Below are 22,141 nucleotides of genomic sequence, written 5' to 3' on the forward strand. Positions count from 1 at the left end.
TAACGCTCATTGTGTTGAGTGGTGAAGGGCGGAGGTGGACGGCTTTTGCTTTTGCTTTTGTGGGAGTGGGCTTGCCCATGGAGGCGGCCTTCGGGCCGACCGGGTTTTGGTGAGAGGGTGTCTGCAGGTCTGCTCAAAAACATTTGAGACTACTCGCCCGGCCTTTCAATCATGCCCGCTGTGCTGATTTTGAAAATGACTTGAAAGTCTCTCTTGCTGTCGTGATGGTCGTAAAAAGTAAAGTTACCTTCAGCATCAAACTCTCCCTTAACAGGATCGAACCTGATGATGGTGATGTATCCCTGATCGCGGTAAGAGTTGTAGTACATCTGAGTGCCGCCGCTCAGGCGCGAGACGGTTGGTACTTCGGCGGCTCCTGCTTGTCCGAAGAAGTATTTTTTATTTTCTATGCTGTCGGGAAAAACCATTGAGCATATGAGTCTTGCGCGGGCGTCATATTCTCCCTCACCCACTACCACGACTATGTCGCGCTGGTGATAGAAAGTTCGAACGCCAAGATTGAAATTTTCCTTGCCGTAACCAGGGATAGAGAAAACAAACGCTCCGGATGCAGAGGGTTGATGGGGTTGATCGAAAGCGTCCAATGCTTTACTCGTCATGTTATGTAATCTCAGCTGATGGGTGAGGAGACAAACATGACACGCAAACACGGTCGCAACTACTGTCAGTTCTGACAGGTCATTTAGAATGATTGGCTATTGCAGCCACCTGAAAACAAATGACTTCGCGCTGATTGCCTGCCAGCCAGACCCTTGTCGGCTGGCAGATCAGCACTTCAGTCAAACCAGCAAAAGTCAGTTCGCCACCCGAACCCCACCCATGCTCCCGCTCAGTTCATAAGCCGCCAGTTCCGCCTGATGCGCCGCCAGAATCTCCGGCAGCGAGCCCCGCAGGTACTCGACCCAGGTCTTGATCTTGGCGTCCAGGTACTGGCGCGACGGGTAGATCGCGTACAGGTTCAGCTCCTGCGAGCGGTAGTTGGGCATGACCCGTACCAGCGAGCCATTGCGCAGGGCTTCGATCGCGGCGTACACCGGCAGCACGCCAATGCCCATGCCGCTGATGATCGCGGTTTTCATCGCATCGGCGGAGTTCACCAGGAAGGGTGAGCTGTTGATGGTGACCATTTCCTGGCCTTCCGGGCCGTCGAAGGCCCATTTTTCCAGGGGGATCACCGGGCTGACCAAGCGCAGGCAGGCGTGGTTCAGCAGGTCGCTGGGTTTTTGCGCGCAGCCGTTGGCTTTCACGTAAGCCGGGGAGGCGCAGACGATGCTGTAAGTGATGCCCAGGCGCTGCGAGACGAAGCCGGAATCCGGCAGTTCGCTGGCGAGCACGATGGACACGTCGTAGCCCTCGTCGAGCAGGTCCGGCACGCGGTTGGCCAGGGTCAGGTCGAAGGTCACGTCCGGGTGGGTCTTGCGGTAGCGGGCGATGGCGTCGATGACGAAGTGCTGGCCGATGCCAGTCATGGTGTGCACTTTCAATTGCCCGGCCGGGCGTGCGTGGGCGTCGCTGGCTTCGGCTTCGGCCTCTTCGACGTAGGCCAGGATCTGCTCGCAGCGCAGCAGGTAGCGCTTGCCGGCCTCGGTCAGGGCGATGCGCCGGGTCGTGCGGTTGAGCAGGCGGGTTTGCAGGTGGGCTTCCAGATTGGAGACCGCGCGCGAGACGTTGGCGGTGGTGGTGTCGAGTTGCACGGCGGCGGCAGTGAAGCTGCCGGCTTCGGCCACGCAACTGAAGGCGCGCATGTTTTGCAATGTGTCCATGGGGTGCTCTCAAGGGAGATGGCAAATTGTGACACGAAGTTTCAGGGGCTGAACCCCAGACTTAAGGATTATCTCGTTAACCGTAACAAAGATTCGCAGAAATCCCAGCTTATCGTGGTTCGGGGCGCCCCCTAGAATTGCGCCGTTGTTGAGCCGGGCCATTTGTGAAAGCCGCGTATTGATCGACATCAATGTTGAATGCGAAAGCGCTTTCGCGAGCAAGCCCGCTCCCACAGGGTCTCGATCCATCCCTTTCTCAGGAATCCGCAGCTGTGCCGCGTCGCATCAACAGAGCGCTTTTGCCGCTCAGTGTTCTGGCTTTTACCCTGGGTCTTGGCGGCTGCATCGGAACCGGAGGAATTGCCCCGCAGGGCAAGGCCCTGGAGGCCAACGCCCTGGCCACCGACGACGCCATCGCCCACGCCGCCCGTGATGCAAACTGGCCCACCGCCCGCTGGTGGCAGGCTTACGGCGACCCCCAGCTCAATCACTGGATCGACCTCGCCGTGCAAGGCAGCCCGACCATGGCGATGGCGGCCGCGCGGGTGCGTCAGGCCCGGGCCATGGCCGGTGTTGCCGAAGCCGCCGAGTCGTTGCAGATCAATGGCGAGTCGACCCTCAAGCGCCACAACTGGCCGACCGATCAGTTCTACGGCCCTGGCGAGTTGGCCAACACCACCACCTGGGACAACAACGCCGCCCTGGGCTTCAGTTATGCCCTCGACCTCTGGGGCCGGGAGAGCAATGCCAGCGAGCGCGCGGTCGATCTGGCGCACATGAGCGCCGCTGAAGCGCGGCTGGCGCAGCTCGAATTGCAGAACAACATCGTGCGCGCCTACATCGAACTGTCGTTGCATTACGCCCAGCGCGACATCGTTGCCGCGACGCTCAAGCAGCAGCAACAGATTCTCGACCTGGCGCAGAAGCGCCTGAACGGCGGGATCGGCACGCATTTCGAAGTCAGTCAGGCCGAAACCCCGCTGCCGGAAACCCATCGGCAACTGGATGCGCTGGACGAGGAAATTGCCCTGAGCCGCAACCAGATTGTGGCGCTGGCCGGCAAGGGGCCGGGGGAGGGCGCGCAGTTGCAGCGTCCGACCCTGTCCCTCGGGGCCGCGCTGAAACTGCCGTCAGCCCTGCCCGCCGAATTGCTCGGCCAGCGTCCGGACGTGGTCGCCAGCCGCTGGCAAGTGGCGGCGCAGGCGCGCGGGATCGATGTGGCGCATGCCGGGTTCTATCCCAACGTCGATCTGGTCGGCAGCCTCGGCTACATGGCGACCGGCGGTGGAGCGCTGGAGTTTCTGACGGGCAAGAAGCTCAACTACAACGTCGGCCCGGCGATTTCCCTGCCGATCTTCGACGGCGGCCGCTTGCGCGCTGAACTCGGTGAAGCCTCCGCCGGCTATGACATCGCCGTGGCGCATTACAACCAGACCCTGGTCAATGCGTTGAAGAACATCTCCGATCAGTTGATCCGCCGCGAGTCGATGGACAAGCAACAGACATTCGCCGCCGAGTCGGTGGCGACCGCGCAGAAAACCTACGACATCGCGATGGTCGCGTATCAGCGCGGCCTCACCGACTACCTCAACGTGCTCAACGCCCAGACCCTGTTGTTCAAGCAGCAGCAGGTGCAGCAGCGGGTACAGGCCGCGCGCTTGAGTGCCCATGCCGAACTGGTGACCGCGCTCGGCGGTGGCCTCGGTGCCGGTAACGATGTGCCGACCACCGAACAGACCGCCGTCCCGAAAACCCCGGCGCTCTTGCGGTGAACTCGCTCCCACGGATTTTTCTGAGCAGAACTTCATGACTCCCTTGCCCGCCCCCCTGCGCTGGCTCTACTCCCTGGAGTGGCGCCGGGGTTTCTTCGACTGGGCACGCAGCGATGGCGTGACCTGGGTCTACATCTTCAAGGTGTTGATTGCCGCGTTCCTGACCCTGTGGCTGGCGATGCGCCTGGAACTGCCGCAGCCGCGCACGGCGATGATCACCGTGTTCATCGTCATGCAGCCGCAGAGCGGTCAGGTGTTCGCCAAGAGTTTCTATCGTTTCCTCGGCACCCTGGCCGGGTCGGCGATGATGGTCACGCTGATTTCGCTGTTCGCGCAGAACACCGAACTGTTCCTCGGTTCGCTGGCGATCTGGGTCGGTATCTGCTCGGCCGGTGCCGCGCGCTGTCGCAACTTTCGCGCCTATGGTTTTGTGCTGGCCGGGTATACGGCGGCGATGGTCGGCCTGCCGGCGCTGGCGCATCCTGACGGCGCGTTCATGGCGGCGGTGTGGCGGGTGCTGGAAATCTCTCTGGGGATTCTCTGCTCGACCCTGGTCAGCGCCGCGATCCTGCCGCAGACCGCCAGTGCGGCGATGCGCAACGCCTTGTATCAGCGCTTCGGTGTGTTCGCGCTGTTCGTCACCGATGGTCTGCGCGGGCGCAGCAAAGCGGAGTCGTTCGAAGCCAGCAACGTGCGCTTCATCGCTGAAGCGGTAGGGCTGGAAGGGCTGCGCAGCGTGACCGTGTTCGAAGACCCGCACATGCGCCGGCGCAATGGTCGGCTCAGCCGTTTGAACAGCGAATTCATGGGCATCACCACCCGTTTCAACGCCTTGCATCAGTTGCTCGAACGCCTGCGCCGCAACGGCGCCGAGCAGGTGGAGACGGCGATCAGACCGGGCTTGCAGGACCTGGCCGAAGTGCTCGACGGCTTCAGCGGTCGCGCCCTGACCAGCCCGGATGCGGCACGACTGGTGGTGGCGTTGACGGCCTACAAGGAAGGCCTGCCGGCGCGGGTGCGCAGCCTGCGGGCGACCTTCCAGGAACGTGCGCCGAGCGATGCCGAGCTGCTGGATTTTCACACCGCGTATGAGCTGCTCTATCGCTTCGTCGATGACCTGCACGGTTATGCGCAGACCCACGCCTCTCTGGCCGATCACCGCCACGAGCGCGAGCGCTGGGACGAGCCGTTCACTCCGCAGACCAACTGGTGGGCTGCCGCCGCTTCGGGGATTCGCGCGTCTTTCATTCTCATCGTGCTCGGCAGTTACTGGGTGGCGACCGCATGGCCGAGCGGCGCGACCATGACCCTGATTGCCGCCGCTACCGTAGGCCTTTCCGCTGCGACGCCGAACCCGAAACGCATGGCGTTCCAGATGGCGTGCGGGACGTTTCTCGGGGCGCTGATCGGCTTCGTCGAGATGTTTTTCATCTTCCCGTGGATCGATGGTTTTCCACTGTTGTGCGTGATGCTCGCGCCGGTGATCGTGCTCGGCTCGTTCCTCGCTTCGCGTCCGCAATACGCCGGGGTCGGCCTCGGCCTGTTGATCTTTTTCAGTACCGGTTCGGTGCCGGACAACCTGACCATCTACAACCCTTACAACTTCATCAATGACTACATCGCCATGGTCATGGGCATGCTGGTCTGCGCGGCGGCGGGGGCGATCATTCTGCCGCCGAACAGCCGCTGGTTGTGGAAGCGTCTGGAGCAGGATCTGCGCGGGCAAGTGGTGTACGCGATCAGCGGCAAGCTCAAGGGCCTGGCGTCGAGTTTCGAGAGTCGTACCCGCGACTTGCTGCACCAGGCCTATGGCCTGGCGGCCGGTCAGCCGCTGGTGCAGAAAAACCTGCTGCGCTGGATGTTCGTGGTGCTGGAGATCGGTCACGCGATCATCGAATTGCGCAAGGAACAGGCGATCCTGCCGGTGCATCCGGCGTACGCCGAATCGCAGCCGTGGCGTCAGGCAATCCGCGTCATGGGCCGGGCGCTGGTGCGGCTGTTCCTGCAACCGAACGCGAGCAATCTGGAACGCGCGCTGGTCGCCGTCGATCACGCCATCAGCCGGGTGCAGGCCACCGACGAGCCGTTCGCGCCGCACTTCGACACCTCGGCGTTGCGCCGGGTGAAGAGCTACCTGCACTTCATCCGTACCTCACTGCTCGACCCGCAATCGCCGCTGTCCGCCTACGTTGTCGCCAAACCCGAAGGACTTGCCCATGCCTCGTGAGATCGCTTTCCACGGCGTGTACATGCCGACCATGACCCTGATGTTTTTCATCGCTGCGGCGCTGGCCTGGGCGCTGGACCGGTTCCTGTCCGGGTTCGATCTGTACCGCTTCTTCTGGCACCCGGCGCTGCTGCGCCTGAGCCTGTTTACCTGTCTGTTCGGCGCGATGGCGCTGACTGTCTACCGTTGAGAACGTTCCGATGAAAAAGTTTTTCAGCCTGCTCGCGACCCTGCTGGTGCTGGCCCTGGCGCTGTGGATCGGCCGGACCTTGTGGGAGCATTACATGAACACGCCGTGGACCCGTGATGGGCGGGTCCGGGCCGACATCATCAACGTCGCCGCCGACGTTACCGGGGAAGTGGTCGACGTACCGGTACGCGACAACCAGTTGGTGAAGAAGGGTGACCTGCTGATGCAGATCGACCCTGAGCACTATCGTCTGGCGGTGAAACAGGCGCAGTCGCTGGTGGCTTCACGCAAGGCCACCTGGGAGATGCGCAAGGTCAACGCCCATCGCCGCGCCGACCTCGACAACCTGGTGATCTCCAAGGAAAACCGCGACGACGCCAGTAACATCGCCGACTCGGCGCTGGCCGATTACCAACAGGCCCAGGCGCAACTGGAAGCCGCCGAACTCAACCTCAAGCGCACCGAAGTGCGCGCGGCGGTGGACGGCTATGTGACCAACCTCAACGTCCATCGCGGCGACTACGCGCGCATCGGCGAAGCGAAAATGGCCGTGGTCGACATGAACTCGTTCTGGGTCTACGGCTTCTTCGAAGAAACCAAACTGCCCCACGTGCGTGTGGGCGACCAGGCCGACATGCAGCTGATGAGCGGCGAAACCCTCAAGGGCCATGTCGAAAGCATCTCGCGCGGCATCTACGACCGCGACAACCCGGAAAGCCGCGAGCTGATCGCCGATGTGAACCCGACCTTCAACTGGGTACGCCTGGCCCAGCGCGTGCCGGTGCGGATTCACATCGATGAGGTGCCGGAAGGTGTCGTACTGGCGGCGGGGATTACGTGTACGGTGGTGGTCGGTCAGGCTCGGTAGTAGCGATAAAAAACCCCAGAGACTCCACCTAATCCAATGACGTTGCATACATAGAGCAACCGGTCTGATGAATACGGCAGGAGTGCGTTAGCAGCGCCTGACATGAACTCTCCAACAACGCCACCCGTGCCAAACCTGGGATTGAGTTTACCGTCAGGCGTCAGTGACGCGAGCAGGAGGTCGTAGCCACCGGCTGCGTAAATATTTGGGCCGTGAGTGAACAGTGCGTCCCAGCCGGTCGTATGACTTGGGCTGACGGCCCCCTCCAGCGCAACGCCGGCATTGAATTCGGGATCGTTTTTGCCCTGGTTGTCGAAGCCCAGCAACAGACCGATGGCGTCAGTTGCCCCGACTCCGCCAATGCTGCCCGCCGCCAGGTATTTGCCAGGTTCGCGCTCAGTGACGGCGTTCAGACTGACGTTGCTGTCTGCCTTGGCGAATAGTCGAAAGCCGGGGGTATTTGGGTCGCCGCCAAAGATCAGATTGGTCGAACCGTTCTGGTTCAGCATGGAGAGTAAACCGCCAGAGAACCGGGATGATTTGGCGTGAGCGTAGCCTGCCAGAAGAATTCGACCGTCGCTCAAGACGCACACGTCCTTCAAGGTAGTGACTGCTTCGTAGGGCAGGTTTATGTCGACAACGCCATTGTTACCGAAAGACGTCACGGGCCGGCCACGGGCATCGAACTTCATCAGGTAACCCCTTGTGACGCGAGACGGGCCAATAGCACCGTTGGCGACGACAAGCAGACTGCCATCTGGCAGGACCCGGATGCGACCCGGTAAATGCCCATGGAAAACGCGATCATTGACCTTTTTTTCTATGATGATTTGCCCGTTGGTCCCGAAGTCTTCGATGCGCTTGCCTGTCTCGTCGAAGCATAAAACCGCCATTTCGGTATCCAGAGAATCTGGTGCTTTTGAGCCGCCGAACATATAGATGCGCCCATCCGCTCCCTGAACCATCTCGCCAGCTTTCGCAGAAAGATCGGGCGCGAAGAGTTCTGTGAGAAATCCTTTTCGCCCAAAGCGCTCATCCAGTTCTCCGAGAGCGTTGAGTTTGGCGATAGAGAAATGTGGCAAGCCGGCTTCCATCATCGTGGTGGCAATCAACGTACTGCCATCGTCAAGTATCAAGGCACCCTGGGCCTGACGAGCGTCGGACTGACCATCATCAAACACGTCTTTTATGAATATTCGTCCGTCTTTGTTCGGCCCCCAATGTTCATCACGACTACCGGGTGCACCCGTCAACGTATCAGTCTTCATGTCCGTTTCCCCTCAAGGAGTGGTCGCCGGGAGATGAAGTGAAATCGGCCAGCCGAGGACCGCCCGGTGCCGATCCCTCGCGCGACCGACTCTACGCCTTGGCCCCCCCGGCCATAACTGACAACTCTGACAGTTGACACAGGCGAGTCGAGGGGAGTACCGGCGGCCGGAGATGCAATGAGATAGTGGAAGCGGGCGACGCGATCCTGTTGGGAGCCGTGCTTGCCCGCGAAGAACGATAACGCGGTCTTAGAGTTGCCCGCGCAAGCCGAAGCGCTTCATCAACGTCGATTCCAGCAAGCCTTTTGGCAGCAGTGTCGCCAGCAGCGGCAGCGCGCGGCTGCCGTTGCCGATGCGGATCAGCCGTGGCGGCTTGCTCTGTTGCACGGCTTTGAGCAGTTCGGCGGCGAACTCGCTGGCCGGTGTCGGTTTGTCCTGGGAGGCCTTGGCCCGTGCGCGGATGCCTTCGCGCAGTGGAAACCACGGCGATTGTTCGGTGATCAGTTGCTCGGCCTCGGCTCCGGCATTCTTGGCGAAGCTCGACTGAATCGCGCCGGGCTGTACTTCCATCACCCGGATGCCGAACGGTGCCAGTTCCATGCGCAACGCATCGCTCAAGGCATGCACCGCCGCTTTCGAGGCGCAGTAGGCGCCGGCGAACGGTGTGACCAGAACCCCCGACACGCTGCCGACATTCACCACCAGTCCCTTGGCCCGGCGCAGCACCGCAAACATGGCGCGAGTCACGCCGACGATCGAGAACACGTTGGTTTCGAACTGGCGCTGCATGGCCGAGACGCCGCCATCGAGCAGCGGCCCCATGGCGCCGTAACCGGCGTTGTTGATCAGCACATCGAGGCCGCCATGTTGCTGGTTGATGCGCTCGGCGAGCTGTTCCAGTCCCCCGGCGTCGTTGACGTCGAGTTGCACGGCGGTGAAGCCGGCGGACGCCAGCATGGCGACGTCGTCAGGCTTGCGCGCCGTGGCCCAGACCGAATAACCGGCAACCTTGAACGCGTCGGCCAGGGCGCGGCCAATGCCGCTGGAACAACCGGTAATCAACGCAACGGGCATGGCGCATTCCTTGTGCAAAAGAGTGGGGAAAAGGATCAGTCGGAGAAACTACCCTGCAATCGCTCGGCGCGAAACTCCAGGGTTTGCGGACGGTAGCCGGGGCGCAGCGGCGGCAGGGGCAAACAGTCGTCCCAGTTGCCACCGGCCTGCAATTCGCCCGGGCCGCGATAGCGTGGCGCGGCGTATTGATTGTCGGCCAGATTGACCGTGTCGCCGGGCGCGTAGGCCGCGATGCGCCAGCGCAGTTCAGTCAGCGGCACATCGTTGCCGTTATTCATCTTCAGCAACAGCGGACGATCCGCCGGGCACTGTTCGGGAGCGTAGGTGATGCGCAGTTCAAGACGCGCCAGTTGCTTGATCTCGCGGTTGTCCAGCCACACCACCCACATCGCTACCAGCCCGAGGCCGACAGCGGCAGCCATCGACACCGGCAAGGCCTTGGCCGGATAGCGCAGCAACAGGATCAGCCAGGTGATGACCAGCAAGACGCCGATGAACATTTCGCACAACCTCGCAGGGATAGAGGGGCATCCTACCTAAGCGTAGGTGAGGTTGGCGATGGGCTGTGCTTCGGAGGTGTCTGTCAAGACGCCTTCGCGGGCAAGCCCTGCTCCCACGGGGGAGGTGTCTGTGGGAGTCGGGCTTGCCCGCGAAGAGGCCGTCCGGATAAAAAAAGCCCCCGGACCCACCACTGCGGATAGGGGACGCAGCGGCGGGGCCGGGGGCTTTAACACAGCGCGATCACTGGGCGATGGTTTTCACCGACACGCCACGTTCGATCGGCGTGGAGCGACCATAGATGTCTTCGAAACGCTCGATGTCGTCTTCACCCAGGTAGCTGCCCGATTGCACTTCAATGATCTCCAATGGGATCTTGCCCGGGTTGCGCAGGCGATGCACCGAGGCGATCGGGATGTAGGTCGACTGGTTCTCGCAGAGCAGGAACACGTTCTCGTCGCAGGTCACTTCGGCGGTGCCGCTGACCACGATCCAGTGTTCCGCGCGGTGGTGGTGCATCTGCAGCGACAGGCACGCGCCCGGCTTGACCGAGATGTGCTTGACCTGGAAACGCCCGCCCATGTCCACCGAGTCGTAGGAGCCCCACGGACGATAGACTTCGCAATGGTTCTGGGTTTCGCTGCGGCCCTGCTCGTTGAGCGTGTTGACCATCTGCTTGACGCCCTGAACCTTGTCCTTGTGGGCGATCATCATGGCGTCCTTGGTTTCGACCACCACGATGTTTTCCAGACCGATCACCGACACCAGTTTGCCGTTGCCGTGGATCATGCAGTTCTTGCTGTCCTGGATCACCACGTCGCCCTTGCTGACGTTGCCGTTGGCGTCCTTCTCGTTGACTTCCCACAACGATGACCAGCAACCGACGTCGCTCCAGCCGGCGGTCAGCGGCACCACGCAGGCACGCTGGGTCTTTTCCATCACCGAGTAGTCGATGGAGTTGTCCGGGCAGCAGGCGAAAGTGGCTTCGTCGAAAGTGATGGTGTCAACATCCTGCTCGCTGCGTTCCAGGGTCAGCAGGCAGGTGTCGTAGATGTCCGGATCGTGTTTTTTCAGCTCTTCGAGGAAGCGGCTGGCGCGGAACAGGAACATGCCGCTGTTCCAGTAATAACCGCCGGACTCGACGTATTCGGTGGCGCGTTTGACGTCGGGTTTTTCGACGAAATGCGAGACACGGCTGACGCCTTCGGGCAGCAGCGAGTCGTTGACCGACTTGATGTAGCCGTAACCGGTTTCCGGTTTGGTCGCCGGTACGCCGAACAGCACCATCTCACCGTTTTCTGCCGCCACGGTGGCCAGGGCCAGCGCGCGTTGCAGGGCTTTCTGATCTTCAAGGACGTGGTCGGCCGGCAGCACCAGCATCAGTTCGTCGCGACCTTCGTTGACCAGCATCATCGCGGTCAGTGCCACCGCCGGCGCGGTGTTGCGGCCGAACGGTTCCATGAGGATGCGCTGGGTTTCCAGATTACGGTTGGTCAACTGCTCGTTGACGATGAAACGGTGATCCTTGTTGCAGACCACGATCGGGGTGTCCATGCCTTCGAACACCAGGCGCTCCAGGGTTTGCTGGAACAGCGTGTGTTCGCCGGTAAGGGCGAGGAATTGCTTGGGGAATTGCTTGCGCGAAAGCGGCCAGAGACGTGAACCGCTACCACCTGACAAGATCACCGGAATCATGTTGTTACTCCTTGAGAATCGATTGGTTAGAGGCACGAACGTTGTGTCGTTTCACTCTTGTTGTTGTTCCGTGCCGGGCAGCGATGGCTGCCCGGTTTCATAGGCTTAGCGGGTCGACACCGGGCGTTTCACCCACACCGGCGACAGGCTGCTGCCAGTGCCGGTGACGTACAGCACCGCCGCTTCGCCGCGTTCCAGGGCGACCGGCTTCACGTCGCCGACTTTCTTGTCGCCCTCGTACAGCGCCAGGCTGACTTTCACCGGATTGATTTCACGCTCGCCACGGCCCTTGGCGGCCACGTTCGGCACCACCTCGGTCTTGCCGTCGGCGGTCTTCAGGGTCAGCGGCTTGTCGCTGAGGTTCTGCACGCGCACCAGGGATTTCTGCTTGTTCTTGAACGGCGGCTCTTCGATCAGTTGCGGCGCCCCGGAAGCGTTGTTGACCAGGGTGTAGTAATGGTCGCCGGCGAGTTTCACCGGCAAGGTCTGGCTGCCGACCTTGGCGCTGTAGTCGCCGCCGGGCATGAAGCTGAAGTCGCTGCTGGCCAGCGGCGCGACGTCGCTCAGGCTGGTGCTGCCGACGGTGGCGCTGACTTCGGCGTTGCTCGCGTTGTAGACCCGCACGAAGGTCGAGCCTTTCGGTGCAGTCGGGCCGTACAGCGCAGCGTCGCCACCGGCAAATGCCTGGACCGACAGCACGCTCAGACCGGCAACCAGCGCGAAGCGTTTAGCGAGACGACGAGGAGTTGTAGTGAAAGTCATGGTGTACCTCTCTTTCAGTTTTGCGCCCGATCGGGCGTCTCGGATTTAGTGTTGATGGCTACGTTTTGTTGGCGGGCGCCGGCTTGTTTGAGCTCTGCGACCCACTGCGGGTCGGCGTCGCCGATTTCGTTGTTCACAGGCAGATATCGTTCAGGAAACTCCCAGATCAGCACCTGTGGCGGGCTGTTCTTGAAGTCATCGCTTTTCAGGTAGCTGAGCATCGGCAGAATCGGGCCGTGGCCGTCTTCGGCGTAATTGACCACGTCGCTGTGCAGCGCTTGCTTGAGTGCACCGACGAAGTTCCAGTTGGGGTTGGCGCTGTAGCTGGTGCCGATCAGCGCGACCGGCACTTCGCTGTTGGCGAACAGCGCATCGTCACCGGCAGGCTGCTCGGCGGCGGCCACGGTGTTGCGTTTTTGCAGCGGCTCCTGGGCCGGCATCAGGTTTTCGAACAGCGGATCCAGCGGCAGGAACAGGCGCAGGTCGCCCTTGTGCGTGACTTTCTCCGCTGGCGTGGTGACGAAGCGTTGCGGCTCGCCGCTGAGCGGGAACTTGTCGGCGATGGTTTTCGCCAGGGTGTTGGCGGCGATCTCGGCGCCTTCCGGGGTCCAGTGGGTGTCGGTGCGCAGGAACACTTGCTGGCCGTTCTGCTTGGCCTGTTGCAACGGCTTGAGCAGGTCGGGAGCGAGGATCTTGTCTGCCGCAACGCGGGCGTGGAAGTCCTGATAGAGATTGGCGTGGATGCTCGCCGGTTTCACTTCACCCAGGTGTTCCGGGTACAGGCGCACCTTGGCCGGGACGATCGCCATCACCAGTTTCACGCCTTTGGCTTTCAGGGTCTGGCGCACGCCTTCGACCAGCGCGTAGTTGCCTTGCAGGTTCAGCTCTTCGTTGACGATCGGATTGAATTCCTCGTCGCTGTACAGCCACTGATCGCGACCGAGCACCACGCCCGGACGGCCCTCGTTGAACAGTTTGAAATCCAGCGCGGCCCAGAGATTGGTGCCCAGGCGCTTGATCGGAAACTCATCGTCGTAGTGGGTTTCCACAGCCTTGGTCCAGCGCCCGTTGAGTACCGTCGCGTCGGCGTTGGTGCTGAAGCCGAAGAAGCTGCGCATCGACCACAGACCGAGCACCAGCAAGGTCAGCAGAAACAGCGCGATGTAGAACATGCGTAATGAGCGGGTCATGTCAGATCCCTCAGAACTGGAAGTAAAGGAACGGCGAGAAGCTTTGCGCCGAGAGTTTGAGAATCGAGGCGATGAACAGCAGCAGGATCAGCCCGCGCATCACATAGCGCGGCCAGTCGGCGGTCCAGTAGGCCGGTTGCACCTGGGCTTCGACGCCGACGGTGTAGCCAGGCTCGTGGATGCTCGCCGGGTTTTCGCCCGGGGCGGCCTTGATCACGCCCGGCTGAGCAGCGGCAGGGCCGTCGCTTTCCACGTTCACTTCAGGCTTGGTCTTGACCGGTGGCTTGCTGGTGTACAGATCGCGCAGGCCGAAGAACGCCAGGGTCAGGTACGCCACCACCAGCGTCGCCACTTGCAGACCGGTGAGGCTGGCGCGGTTGAGTTCCGACAGCGACCAGTCGCCGAAGCTGAACATCGCGCCGTACATACGCCCGGCCACGTGCAGATTCTCGGCGCGGAAGATCACCCAGCCCATCACCACCAGCAGGAAGGTCAGCGCCCAGCGGATCGGGTTGAGGCTGCGCGGTGAGGTGTTGAGGCCGAGCATTTTTTCGATCGCCAGCCACATGCCGTGCCACGCACCCCAGACGATGTAGGTGATGTTCGCGCCGTGCCACAGACCGCCCAGGAGCATGGTCAGGAACAGGTTGCGATAGGTCATCAGCGTGCCTTTGCGGTTGCCGCCCAGGGTGATGTAGAGGTAGTCGCGCAGCCAGGTCGACAGGCTGATGTGCCAGCGCCGCCAGAACTCGGTGATCGACTGGCTGATGTAGGGCTGCTTGAAGTTTTCCATGAAGCGGAAACCCATCATCAAGCCCAGACCAATCGCCATGTCGCTGTAGCCGGAGAAGTCGAAATACAGCTGCGCGGTGTAGGCCAGCGCACCGAGCCAGGCATCGCCGGTGGTCGGGTGTTGCAGGGCGAAGCAGTGGTCGGCGACTACCGCCAGGGTGTCGGCGATGAACACCTTCTTGATGAAACCCTGCATGAACCGCGTGCAGCCCTCGGAGAACTTGTCGAGGGTGTGGGTACGGTTGTTGAACTGATCGGCGAGGTCGCGGAAACGCAAAACCGGGCCGGCGATCAGGTGCGGGAAGATCGCCACGAACGCCGCGAAGTCGATCAGGTTGCGGGTGGCCGGGGTATCGCCGCGATACACGTCGATGATGTAGCTGATCGACTCGAAGATGTAGAACGAGATGCCGATCGGCAACAGCACGTGAGTCAGGATGAACGGCTCAAGGCCTACCGACGTCATCATCGCGTTGATGCTGTCGACGCCGAAGTTGGCGTACTTGAAATAGCCGAGGATGCACAGATCCACCGCCACGCCGAGCAGCAGCCAGCGTTGGGCCGGTTTGCTGCGCACGCCGGCGGCACCGACTTTCAGGCCGATCCAGTAGTTCCACAATGTGACGGCTGCGAACAGCGCAAGGAAGTCCACCCGCCACCAGGCGTAGAACACGTAGCTGGCGATCAGCAGCAGCAGATTGCGATAGCGTTGCCCGCTCAGGTAGTACAAGCCGAGAAAGATCGGCAAGAACAGAAACAGGAACACGTTGGATGAAAATACCATCCCGATCTCTCCATGTTTGAACCAACAGTCAAGGGCCAAAGCCCCCCCAAACCCCCCGTGAAATTCCGGTGGGCGACATCACTTCGCTGCGGGAGCGGACTTGCTCGCTCCCACAGGGGGATTGCATTCGTCTTACGAGCCTTTGTTGCCCTTTTCATGCGATGGGTCGTAGACCTTGGTCAGGTCTCCACCCAGCCGGAACGTCTTGAACGGCTGCATCCCGTGCTTCTTCTCCAGCACGTCCGGCGAGCAGGTGTAGAGGGTGCAGAACGGCTCGAGCCAGGCGAATTTCATGTCCTCTTTCAGGTCGGTCATGTCCTGTTCCTTGCCGTTCTTCTTCTCGAACTGCTCCGGGTCTTTCACCCCGGCCAGTACCCGATCACCCAGACGCTTCAGCGCACCATTGTTTTCCTGACGCAGGTCCACGCCGTTGACCTGGGCGAAACTGGCGATCATCGCCAGCGGCGGCAGGGCGTAGTTGTGGTAGGCGAGGGCGCGTTGCTGGCGCTTGAGTTCGTTCGGCAGGTAGCCGTCGGCGTCGATCTGATTGGCGCCGACCTTGTATTCCTTCACCGCCCAGTCGAACAGGTCACGGCGGTTGGTGGCGATCGACGTCGCCATCACCGACCAGGCCGCCCAGTACGAGTGGTTGTTGGTTTTATCCAGCGGCAGGTTGTCCCAGTCGCTCACCACCTGGTCGGCCATCTTGCTGAACCAGGCCTCGATCAACTGCGCTTCCTGCTGATGCTCGGCCAGCGGATGGGAGTCGGAAAACTTCAGGCGAATGTACGAAGACGCCATGCTGCCCAGCGCCCATTTGCGCATCGACTTGCCGGTGTGGTTGAAGTCCCTGGACATCAAGGCATCTGCCTTGGCCCAGCTCGTGAGCCAGTTCAACGTGCAATCGAGTTGCTCAGGACGCCCGTCGCGCATGAACTGCATCACCCGCTTGGCGGTGCCGCGCTCCAGGGTGGTGATGTCCTTGGTGGTGTCGCGGAAAGCCTTTTCCGACTGCACGTTGAGGGTCGCGCGGGCCTTGTCCGAGCCTTCGTACTTGCTGCGAAATTGCAGCGGGCCGGTGTACGGCGCCGGCATCGCATCGCAACCGTCGCTCTTGTCGGCGGATTTGAATTTATCCACAGGCGCGAAGTAGCCCTGGGGTGGACGCAATGGCGCGGCGGCCTGGGTCGCTCCGGCGAACATCGCCAGGGTCAGCAGGGACGGCGCGAGCCAGTGTTTGATCGTTCGGTTGTGCATGGCAGACCTCATTGCCCGAGCTGCGCGGTTTGTTGACCGGCGCCGGGGAATACGTTGCGTTTGCAGATTTTCGCTTCGACCTTCTGTGGCGTGCCGCCCGTTTCCGGGCCATGGACTTCGACGGCCAGCAGGTTTTGCGAGGCCCAGTCTTCGTCGGTGCGCAGTTCAAAGGCGAAACGCCCGTCGGTGTCGGAGGTTTCCGGTTTTTCGATCTTGATGTCCTCGTGGCGACCGTTCATGTACCAGAGGGTGGCTTGCAGGGTTTTCACCGAGGTGTCGGCGAAGCGGATGTCGACCTGGTGGCTGCTGTTCTGCAGGTTCAGGTTCTTGCTGTTGACCAGCAGTTCGGTCTTGCCGTTCGGCTTGACCGTACCGCTGCCGGTCATCTGCGCTTCCTTGCCTTCGCAGCCGTTGTCCAGCAGCGCCATCATCTGGCGGTAAATGGATTCCTGGTCGAGGCGATACAGCGGCGAGAATTCCCAGATGAGAATTTTCGGCGGGGTCTTCTGGAATTCGTCGCTGCCCAGGTACTGCAACATCGAACCTTCCAGACCGCCGCCAGGGAAGGCGACGTTGAGGATGTCGGCGCCGATGGCTTCTTCGAGGAACCCGGCGAAGTTGTAGTTCTTGCCGCTGTGGGAGGTGCCGACCAGGGTGATCTGCGGATTGCCGGAATCGCCGAACAGATCGCCGTCACCGGCCTCGCCCTTCGGCTCGGTGGTGAACTGGTCCATGTACTGGATCGCGTAACTGGTGCCGCACAGTTGCCCGGCCATGTTGTGCAGGGTGCCGGTCTTGCCCATGCGCCCGGAGCGCTTGGTTTCGAATTCACGCTTGGGAATGTCGGCGAAGGCCGGGATCTGCCTGACCTTTTCGGCGACGATTTTCGCCGTGCGCTGGGCGCCGTAAGGGGTCCAGTGCTGGTCGCCACGGAAGTAGAAATCGTGGGCCGGCAAGGTGTCGGGCAGCGATTCGTTGGTCAGCGGCGAGAGGTCCGGCACCACGTAACCCATCCTGGCGAAACGGCCGAGCATGGTCTTGTAGTTGCCCAGTGCTTTCTCGTAATCGAAGGCGGCTTTCTCTTGCGGGTTGAGCTTGTTGCGATTCACCAGGCCACGGGTCGGCTGATAGACGATCACCAGTTCCACGCCCTTGCTCTTGAACGCATCGTGCAACTGTTGCAGGCGCTTGTAGCCGGCCGGGGTGGTATCGAATTCGGTGCGCAGGTCTTCCTGGGTCCGGAACAGCCAGTCGCCCTGCGCCTGCACCAGCGTGGTGAAGTTCTGCTGATAACGGGTGGTGTAGTTCTTCGCATCGTGGGCGGCAGGGCACAGGCTGCAGCACGGTTCGGCGCTGAACGACGGTGCTTTGACTTCATCGGCACGGGCGCCAGTGCTGGCCGCGAGAATGCCCACGGTCAGGGCCGACAGGCTGAGTAATCTGATCAGGTGTGGGTGCATAAAATTATCCTCAGTCCTGCATTTCGGTCTGGCGTTCGACGGGGTCGATCAGCACGGCTTTCTGCTGGCGCACCAGCAGGTCGAGAATTTCATCCTGGCGCTCGCCGAGGATGCCGTTGAAGCTGATGCCGCTGGATTTGGTCGGCGCCAGCATCGACACGCGGTACAACTCGACACTCAACGGCGAGTCGATCGACAGCGGGCCGCTGCCATTGGCCGCCAGCTCGCCGCCGACCACGATCAGCGACACCTGTGCGTCGAACGGGTCGAGCTTGATGTCGCGGTCGGTGTCGGTCAGGTCCTTGATGTGCCCGTAGACGCCGGTGAGACCGTTGGCCATGGCGACGTTTTCGTAGAGGCGAATGTTCACGCTGTTACGAATGCGGATGCCGTGGCGCTTGTTGCTGATGACCTTGTTGCCCCACAGCAGGTTGTCGGCGGACTCGTAGAGGGTGATGCCGTCGGTGTGGTTGCGGTAGATCTCGTTGTAGGCGACCAGGTTGTTCACGCTGTTACGGTCGATCACCAGGCCCGAGAGGTGGTTGTCGTAGCTTTTGTTGTTGAAGATGAAGCTGTCGTTGACCTCACGGGAAATGATGATTCCGTGCTTCTTCTTCGTCCCGTACACGGTGTTCTCGGCGATGATCAGACCGTGGGAACGGTCGTGCGGGTCGATGCCGTAGACGATGTTGTCCTTGTAGGTGTTGCCCTTGACCACGAAGTCGCGGGTCTCGTAGCAGTAGAAGCCGTACCACATGTCGGAGAATTCGGAACCGACGATCCAGCCGGTCGGCTCGGGTCGCTTGAGGACCTTGGCCATGTTCGGCGTGTACTGGGAAATGCTCACGCCGTAGGACTTACTGTTGGCGTAGCCGAAGCTGGCCATTTTGCTGTTGACGATGTAAGTCTCGGTGCCGCCCCAGGCCAGCAGGAACGGACGGAATTCCTTCGGTGAGCGGAAGGTCGCCGGGCCGTTTTCCTTCTCGCGCCAGCCAGTGACTTTGGTATCGCGCACGAACAACTGGCCGTCGTTGACCAGGAACGAACCGGCCTCCTGGGACAGGCGCAACTCCTGGGTCTGGCCGTCGATTTCGAGGATGCCCTTGCGGCCGACCACGATCGGCAACTTCGCCAGATACACCCCCGGCGAGGTTTCGCTGAAATACTGCTTGGGCAGTTTCTGCGCCAGTTCCTTGAGGTTCATGTAGCCGTCGTCGACGAAGATCGCCTGGGGGATGCCGTGCTGGCGCACCACCCATTCGGCCATCTTGTTGTCGCCGCCGATGAAGTCCTTCAGGGCGTCTTCCTGCATCATCCGGCGTACGCTGAGCTTGCCCGGTTTGCTGCGCACGATCTTCGCGGCGGCGGCTTCGGCGGTGTAGCCGGAGAGGTCGGGCAGTTTCGGTTTCGCCAGTTCCAGCGCCTCGGTCGGTGCGCTGCTGACGGTGTAGGTCTTGGCCTGTTGCAGTTCCTTGGCGACGGTCACCGGTTTGCCGGGTGACGGCGCCGCCGGTTCCACGTTGGCGAACGCGCCGGCCGAGGCCAGCAGCATCGCGCCGGCCAGCAGGCTCAACGTGGCTGTGCGGTTGCTGTGCATGTCGGGCACTCCCTTGGCGGTCTGCATCAGAAGCGCCAGATCACGTCGATGAACGCACGGTGCATGTACGAATCGACCTGGCTGCCGTAGGCATCACCCGGCTTGAACACGCCGCCACGGAAACGCACCAGCGCCGACGGCTCGTCGATCGACTGGCTCAGCGCCGCCGGCAACAGGCCCTGCTTGAAGTACTTGGTGACCACCAGATCCATTTCCTGGCCCAGGTCCTTGTTGCCGTCCTGCAATGGCAAAGAGGTGCTGGAGAGGATCGCGCCGGTCACGTCGTCGGTGTTGTTTTCCACGGCGTTGATGCCGTTGCTGCCCACCGGTTTGTTGCCGTCCACGCGCCAGAACTTGTGGTAGATCAGACTGGCGTCGTACTGGTCGTTGAGCATCCAGGAACCGAACAGGGCGGCGCTCTGCATGTTGTTCATTTCGCCACGGAAGGCCTCGCCGAAACGGTGAACTCGCGAGCGGGTGCCGGTGTAGGTCGAGCGGTTGCTTTCCAGGCCGTTCTGTTCGTAATCGGCACTGGCACGGGCATAGGCGGCACCGACCTGCCATTGCGGATCGAGGCGCAGGCGCACGCCGACATCGGTGGCCCAGCCGTCGACGTTGTCGCTGCGCTTGGCCTGGGCCGGACGGCTGCCATCGGCGTTCAGCGGGTTGACCGTGTCGCGGTCGCCGCTCATGCCGGTGATGCTGCCCCAGTAGTTGACGGTGTTGGTGTTGCGCCAGTTGTAGGCGTCGCTGTCGGCGGTCAGGCCGAGCCAGCTGATGTCGCCGTTTTCGGTCTTGTCGAGGGTGTCGCGGGGCACGCCCGGTTCGGCGTAGTCGAGCTTGCCGTCATCGTGGGTGTGATGGCCGCGAATGCCGACCCAGTTGCCCGGCGTCCACTGGTAAGCGGCGTCGGCGTAGGCGTGCAGGCGATCCTTGTCTTTGGGCGCCAGTTCCTTGAGGTCGGTGCGGTATTCGCTGAAACGTTCGGCGACACCGGCGTTGGCGCGCAGCAGGGTGGTGTCGAAGGTCCAGTTCAGCGCCTCGATGTTGGTGTCGCGCCATTGGCCGTCGTCGTTGCGCAGGCGCTGGCGACCGAACTTGAGCATCTCGCCGGGATAGGGCGTCAGGCCGCTGTAGCCGACCCAGAACTCGCGCATCGCCAGGTAGTTTTTCTTGGTCTTGCGGTCGCCGCTGTCGGTGGTTTGCGCACCGTCGGACTGTTGCAGGGTGTCGGTCTCGATGATGTCGGTCGAAGTCACGGCCTGACCCATGGCGTAGGCGCTCCACGCGCCGCTCTCGCCGTAGACCCACGGACGCAGGTCGAGGCCGACGCCGTTGACGTCGCCACCGCTGGCGGTGCCGAGGTCGCGGTCGTCTTCGGACTGGCCGGTGATTTTCACTTCGAGACCGAAGTTCTTGGTTTCAGTCATCGCGGCCAGTGTCGGGCAAGACCAGATCAGCGCGAAGGTCAGGCCGATGCCGGCCTTGACGAATGGATTCAGCTTCATAGGGATTCCTCGCCGTCTTCTTCTTGCAGGGCGTGCAGTTGCAGCGTGTTCTGGTTCAGGGCGCCACGGCTGGCCTGCTCCTGTTGCAGCAAGCGCTGGGCTTCGGCCAGGCGTTCGGGCGGCAGTTGTGCGGCGAGGGTGGTCGCCAGCTCATCCGCTTGCGGGGTGTTTTGCGCCTTCGCCAACTGGCTGAACACGTAGGCGTTGAGCGGGTCAGGCTTGGTGCCTTTGCCTTGGGAGAACAGTTGGGCAATGGCGAAGTCGGCGCTGTTCTGGCCGTTGCGCGCCGCCGTCAGCAGGTGATCGAGGGCCTTCTGCGGGTAGACCTTGCCCAGGTAGCCACGGCGGTAGATCTGACCGAGGTAGTAATCGGCGGCGACTTCGCGGCCGACGGCTTTCTGGAAGTGTTCCTCGGCGACCTTGGCGTCGGCCGGGACCATTTTCCCTTCGTAGTAAAGCTTGCCCAGCAACAGCTCGGCGCGCGGCTGGTCGGCGGCGCGGCCGTTGTCCAGGTACTTCATCATCTGGTCGATATCGCCCAGTTCCGGGAAGTCGTAGAGCAATTGCGCGAGGGTCACCCACGAGGCCGGGTAGCCGGGGGCGATCGGTTCGAGCAACGCCTGCGCGGTTTTTTCGTCGGTCTTGCCCAGGGTCGAATCGGCGAGCACACGGGCCACACTGTCGACCCGTTGCGCGGTCACGGCGCCACGGCTGAAACCTGCCTGCATCTGCTTGAGCAGTTCGGCCTGCTGTTCCGGTTGCGCGCGTTTCTGGTAAACGGTGGCCAGTTCGACGTAGCAGATATCGGTGGTGTGCAGCGCGGCCTTGCAGATTTTTTCCACGTCATCCAGGTGCTGGTCGTAGCTGCCCTGAGTGCGATACAGCAGCACCTGCGCCAGACCCGCCTCCGGGTTACCCGCCTTGCGCCACTGGTCGATCTGCTGCTGGGCGTTGATGTTCGGGAAGCTGTGCGGGTATTGCAGATAGAGCATCGCCAGCGGGATCAGCGTATTGCCTTCGCCATTGGCGCCAGCCTTTTTCAGCAGGCTTTCGGCCTCCTGATGTTCGGCTTCGGTGGCGCCGGGCTTGGCCACCAGCAGGCGCCCGAGACGCGCCTGGGCGCGGGGCGAAACGCTGGCGGCGGCACGGTAGGTGGCTTCGGCCTGTTTGATCTGCGCCGGGTCACGGCTGTCGACCTGAATGTCGGCCAGGCCCACTTGCGCTTCGCTGTAGCCCAGATCGGCCAGCGCGCGGTAGTTCTGCGCGGCCGTGGCGGTGTCCCCGCGCTTGAGCGCTTCGTTGGCCAGACGCTGGTCCGGCAGGCCGGCGCAACCGGCCAGACTTACCGCCAATGCCACTGCGCACAGGGTCTGCGGGGTTCTGAGGATGGGTGAAATCATCACAGGCATGTCCTC

At 61.9% G+C, this 22,141-nt stretch carries 18 protein-coding genes; 4 read left to right on the plus strand and 14 right to left on the minus strand.

Features of this window, described 5'->3' with window-relative positions; genetic code table 11:
• Positions 1 to 149: 149 nt before the first annotated feature.
• Positions 150 to 620, minus strand: a complete 471-nt coding sequence (locus N8H74_RS13695; RefSeq protein WP_262148173.1) for a hypothetical protein — start codon at positions 618 to 620, stop codon at positions 150 to 152.
• Between the two features lie 195 nt (positions 621 to 815).
• Positions 816 to 1,784: a LysR family transcriptional regulator gene (locus N8H74_RS13700; RefSeq protein WP_217832279.1), complete on the minus strand. Its 969-nt coding sequence runs from the start codon at positions 1,782 to 1,784 to the stop codon at positions 816 to 818.
• Positions 1,785 to 2,056: 272 nt separating this feature from the next.
• On the opposite strand from N8H74_RS13700, the gene N8H74_RS13705 reads away from it, so the two are divergent.
• From N8H74_RS13705 to N8H74_RS13720, 4 genes are read left to right on the plus strand one after another with little or no spacing between them, the layout of a single operon-like run.
• A complete protein-coding gene (locus N8H74_RS13705) occupies positions 2,057 to 3,556 on the plus strand; it encodes an efflux transporter outer membrane subunit (protein ID WP_262148176.1) in 1,500 nt (499 codons plus the stop codon).
• 34 nt (positions 3,557 to 3,590) lie between these two features.
• Positions 3,591 to 5,783: an FUSC family protein gene (locus tag N8H74_RS13710; RefSeq protein WP_262148178.1), complete on the plus strand. Its 2,193-nt coding sequence runs from the start codon at positions 3,591 to 3,593 to the stop codon at positions 5,781 to 5,783.
• Positions 5,773 to 5,973, plus strand: a complete 201-nt coding sequence (locus N8H74_RS13715; RefSeq protein ID WP_015096751.1) for a DUF1656 domain-containing protein — start codon at positions 5,773 to 5,775, stop codon at positions 5,971 to 5,973. The genes N8H74_RS13710 and N8H74_RS13715 overlap by 11 nt, the downstream gene beginning before the upstream one ends.
• Positions 5,974 to 5,983: 10 nt before the next feature.
• Positions 5,984 to 6,841 (plus strand): HlyD family secretion protein, encoded by an 858-nt coding sequence (locus N8H74_RS13720; RefSeq protein WP_262148180.1) that lies wholly within the window; start codon positions 5,984 to 5,986, stop codon positions 6,839 to 6,841.
• Here the strand turns inward: N8H74_RS13720 and N8H74_RS13725 are convergent.
• The 12 genes from N8H74_RS13725 to algK form a co-directional block, all read right to left on the minus strand.
• Positions 6,829 to 8,109 carry a hypothetical protein gene (locus tag N8H74_RS13725; protein WP_262148182.1) on the minus strand — a complete coding sequence of 427 codons (1,281 nt, stop codon included), beginning with the start codon at positions 8,107 to 8,109 and terminating at the stop codon, positions 6,829 to 6,831. The genes N8H74_RS13720 and N8H74_RS13725 overlap by 13 nt on opposite strands.
• A gap of 249 nt (positions 8,110 to 8,358) precedes the next feature.
• The gene (locus N8H74_RS13730) at positions 8,359 to 9,183 is read right to left on the minus strand and encodes an SDR family oxidoreductase (protein WP_262148184.1); all 825 of its coding nucleotides are present in this window, start codon (positions 9,181 to 9,183) and stop codon (positions 8,359 to 8,361) included.
• 35 nt (positions 9,184 to 9,218) lie between these two features.
• Entirely contained in the window at positions 9,219 to 9,683 is a 465-nt protein-coding gene (locus N8H74_RS13735) for a multidrug transporter (protein ID WP_217832286.1), read from the minus strand.
• Between the two features lie 241 nt (positions 9,684 to 9,924).
• Entirely contained in the window at positions 9,925 to 11,376 is a 1,452-nt protein-coding gene (locus tag N8H74_RS13740) for a mannose-1-phosphate guanylyltransferase/mannose-6-phosphate isomerase (protein WP_262148185.1), read from the minus strand.
• A 105-nt stretch (positions 11,377 to 11,481) separates the two neighbouring features.
• Entirely contained in the window at positions 11,482 to 12,138 is a 657-nt protein-coding gene (locus N8H74_RS13745) for an alginate O-acetyltransferase AlgF (RefSeq protein ID WP_262148187.1), read from the minus strand.
• A 14-nt stretch (positions 12,139 to 12,152) separates the two neighbouring features.
• Positions 12,153 to 13,328: an alginate O-acetyltransferase gene (locus N8H74_RS13750; RefSeq protein ID WP_217832289.1), complete on the minus strand. Its 1,176-nt coding sequence runs from the start codon at positions 13,326 to 13,328 to the stop codon at positions 12,153 to 12,155.
• Positions 13,329 to 13,338: 10 nt separating this feature from the next.
• Positions 13,339 to 14,904, minus strand: coding sequence for an MBOAT family protein (locus tag N8H74_RS13755; RefSeq protein ID WP_262148189.1), 1,566 nt, complete (start codon positions 14,902 to 14,904; stop codon positions 13,339 to 13,341).
• A gap of 132 nt (positions 14,905 to 15,036) precedes the next feature.
• The gene (locus tag N8H74_RS13760) at positions 15,037 to 16,161 is read right to left on the minus strand and encodes a mannuronate-specific alginate lyase (RefSeq protein ID WP_262148190.1); all 1,125 of its coding nucleotides are present in this window, start codon (positions 16,159 to 16,161) and stop codon (positions 15,037 to 15,039) included.
• Positions 16,162 to 16,169: 8 nt separating this feature from the next.
• Positions 16,170 to 17,621 (minus strand): alginate O-acetyltransferase, encoded by a 1,452-nt coding sequence (locus N8H74_RS13765; protein ID WP_262148192.1) that lies wholly within the window; start codon positions 17,619 to 17,621, stop codon positions 16,170 to 16,172.
• Positions 17,622 to 17,631: 10 nt separating this feature from the next.
• Positions 17,632 to 19,218, minus strand: coding sequence for a mannuronan 5-epimerase AlgG (algG, locus tag N8H74_RS13770; RefSeq protein ID WP_262148194.1), 1,587 nt, complete (start codon positions 19,216 to 19,218; stop codon positions 17,632 to 17,634).
• A gap of 26 nt (positions 19,219 to 19,244) precedes the next feature.
• A complete protein-coding gene (locus N8H74_RS13775) occupies positions 19,245 to 20,726 on the minus strand; it encodes an alginate export family protein (protein WP_262148195.1) in 1,482 nt (493 codons plus the stop codon).
• Positions 20,723 to 22,126 carry an alginate biosynthesis TPR repeat lipoprotein AlgK gene (gene algK / locus N8H74_RS13780; RefSeq protein ID WP_217832295.1) on the minus strand — a complete coding sequence of 468 codons (1,404 nt, stop codon included), beginning with the start codon at positions 22,124 to 22,126 and terminating at the stop codon, positions 20,723 to 20,725. Before algK ends, N8H74_RS13775 begins: the two co-directional genes overlap by 4 nt.
• Between the last annotated feature and the right edge of the window lie 15 nt (positions 22,127 to 22,141).

Source organism: Pseudomonas sp. B2M1-30 (assembly GCF_025447575.1).
GTDB classification, from domain to species: Bacteria; Pseudomonadota; Gammaproteobacteria; order Pseudomonadales; family Pseudomonadaceae; genus Aquipseudomonas; species Aquipseudomonas botevensis.

What these genes read in the sequence shown, in the direction of transcription:
- N8H74_RS13725 (WP_262148182.1), bottom strand. Translation starts at nt 8,109, where the DNA reads ATGAAGACTGATACGTTGACGGGTGCACCCGGTAGTCGTGATGAACAT.
- N8H74_RS13730 (WP_262148184.1), bottom strand. Translation starts at nt 9,183, where the DNA reads ATGCCCGTTGCGTTGATTACCGGTTGTTCCAGCGGCATTGGCCGCGCC.
- N8H74_RS13735 (WP_217832286.1), bottom strand. Translation starts at nt 9,683, where the DNA reads ATGTTCATCGGCGTCTTGCTGGTCATCACCTGGCTGATCCTGTTGCTG.
- N8H74_RS13695 (WP_262148173.1), bottom strand. Translation starts at nt 620, where the DNA reads ATGACGAGTAAAGCATTGGACGCTTTCGATCAACCCCATCAACCCTCT.
- N8H74_RS13720 (WP_262148180.1), top strand. Translation starts at nt 5,984, where the DNA reads ATGAAAAAGTTTTTCAGCCTGCTCGCGACCCTGCTGGTGCTGGCCCTG.
- N8H74_RS13715 (WP_015096751.1), top strand. Translation starts at nt 5,773, where the DNA reads ATGCCTCGTGAGATCGCTTTCCACGGCGTGTACATGCCGACCATGACC.
- algG (WP_262148194.1), bottom strand. Translation starts at nt 19,218, where the DNA reads ATGCACAGCAACCGCACAGCCACGTTGAGCCTGCTGGCCGGCGCGATG.
- N8H74_RS13740 (WP_262148185.1), bottom strand. Translation starts at nt 11,376, where the DNA reads ATGATTCCGGTGATCTTGTCAGGTGGTAGCGGTTCACGTCTCTGGCCG.
- N8H74_RS13700 (WP_217832279.1), bottom strand. Translation starts at nt 1,784, where the DNA reads ATGGACACATTGCAAAACATGCGCGCCTTCAGTTGCGTGGCCGAAGCC.
- N8H74_RS13775 (WP_262148195.1), bottom strand. Translation starts at nt 20,726, where the DNA reads ATGAAGCTGAATCCATTCGTCAAGGCCGGCATCGGCCTGACCTTCGCG.
- N8H74_RS13745 (WP_262148187.1), bottom strand. Translation starts at nt 12,138, where the DNA reads ATGACTTTCACTACAACTCCTCGTCGTCTCGCTAAACGCTTCGCGCTG.
- N8H74_RS13765 (WP_262148192.1), bottom strand. Translation starts at nt 17,621, where the DNA reads ATGCACCCACACCTGATCAGATTACTCAGCCTGTCGGCCCTGACCGTG.
- N8H74_RS13755 (WP_262148189.1), bottom strand. Translation starts at nt 14,904, where the DNA reads ATGGTATTTTCATCCAACGTGTTCCTGTTTCTGTTCTTGCCGATCTTT.
- algK (WP_217832295.1), bottom strand. Translation starts at nt 22,126, where the DNA reads ATGATTTCACCCATCCTCAGAACCCCGCAGACCCTGTGCGCAGTGGCA.
- N8H74_RS13760 (WP_262148190.1), bottom strand. Translation starts at nt 16,161, where the DNA reads ATGCACAACCGAACGATCAAACACTGGCTCGCGCCGTCCCTGCTGACC.
- N8H74_RS13750 (WP_217832289.1), bottom strand. Translation starts at nt 13,328, where the DNA reads ATGACCCGCTCATTACGCATGTTCTACATCGCGCTGTTTCTGCTGACC.
- N8H74_RS13710 (WP_262148178.1), top strand. Translation starts at nt 3,591, where the DNA reads ATGACTCCCTTGCCCGCCCCCCTGCGCTGGCTCTACTCCCTGGAGTGG.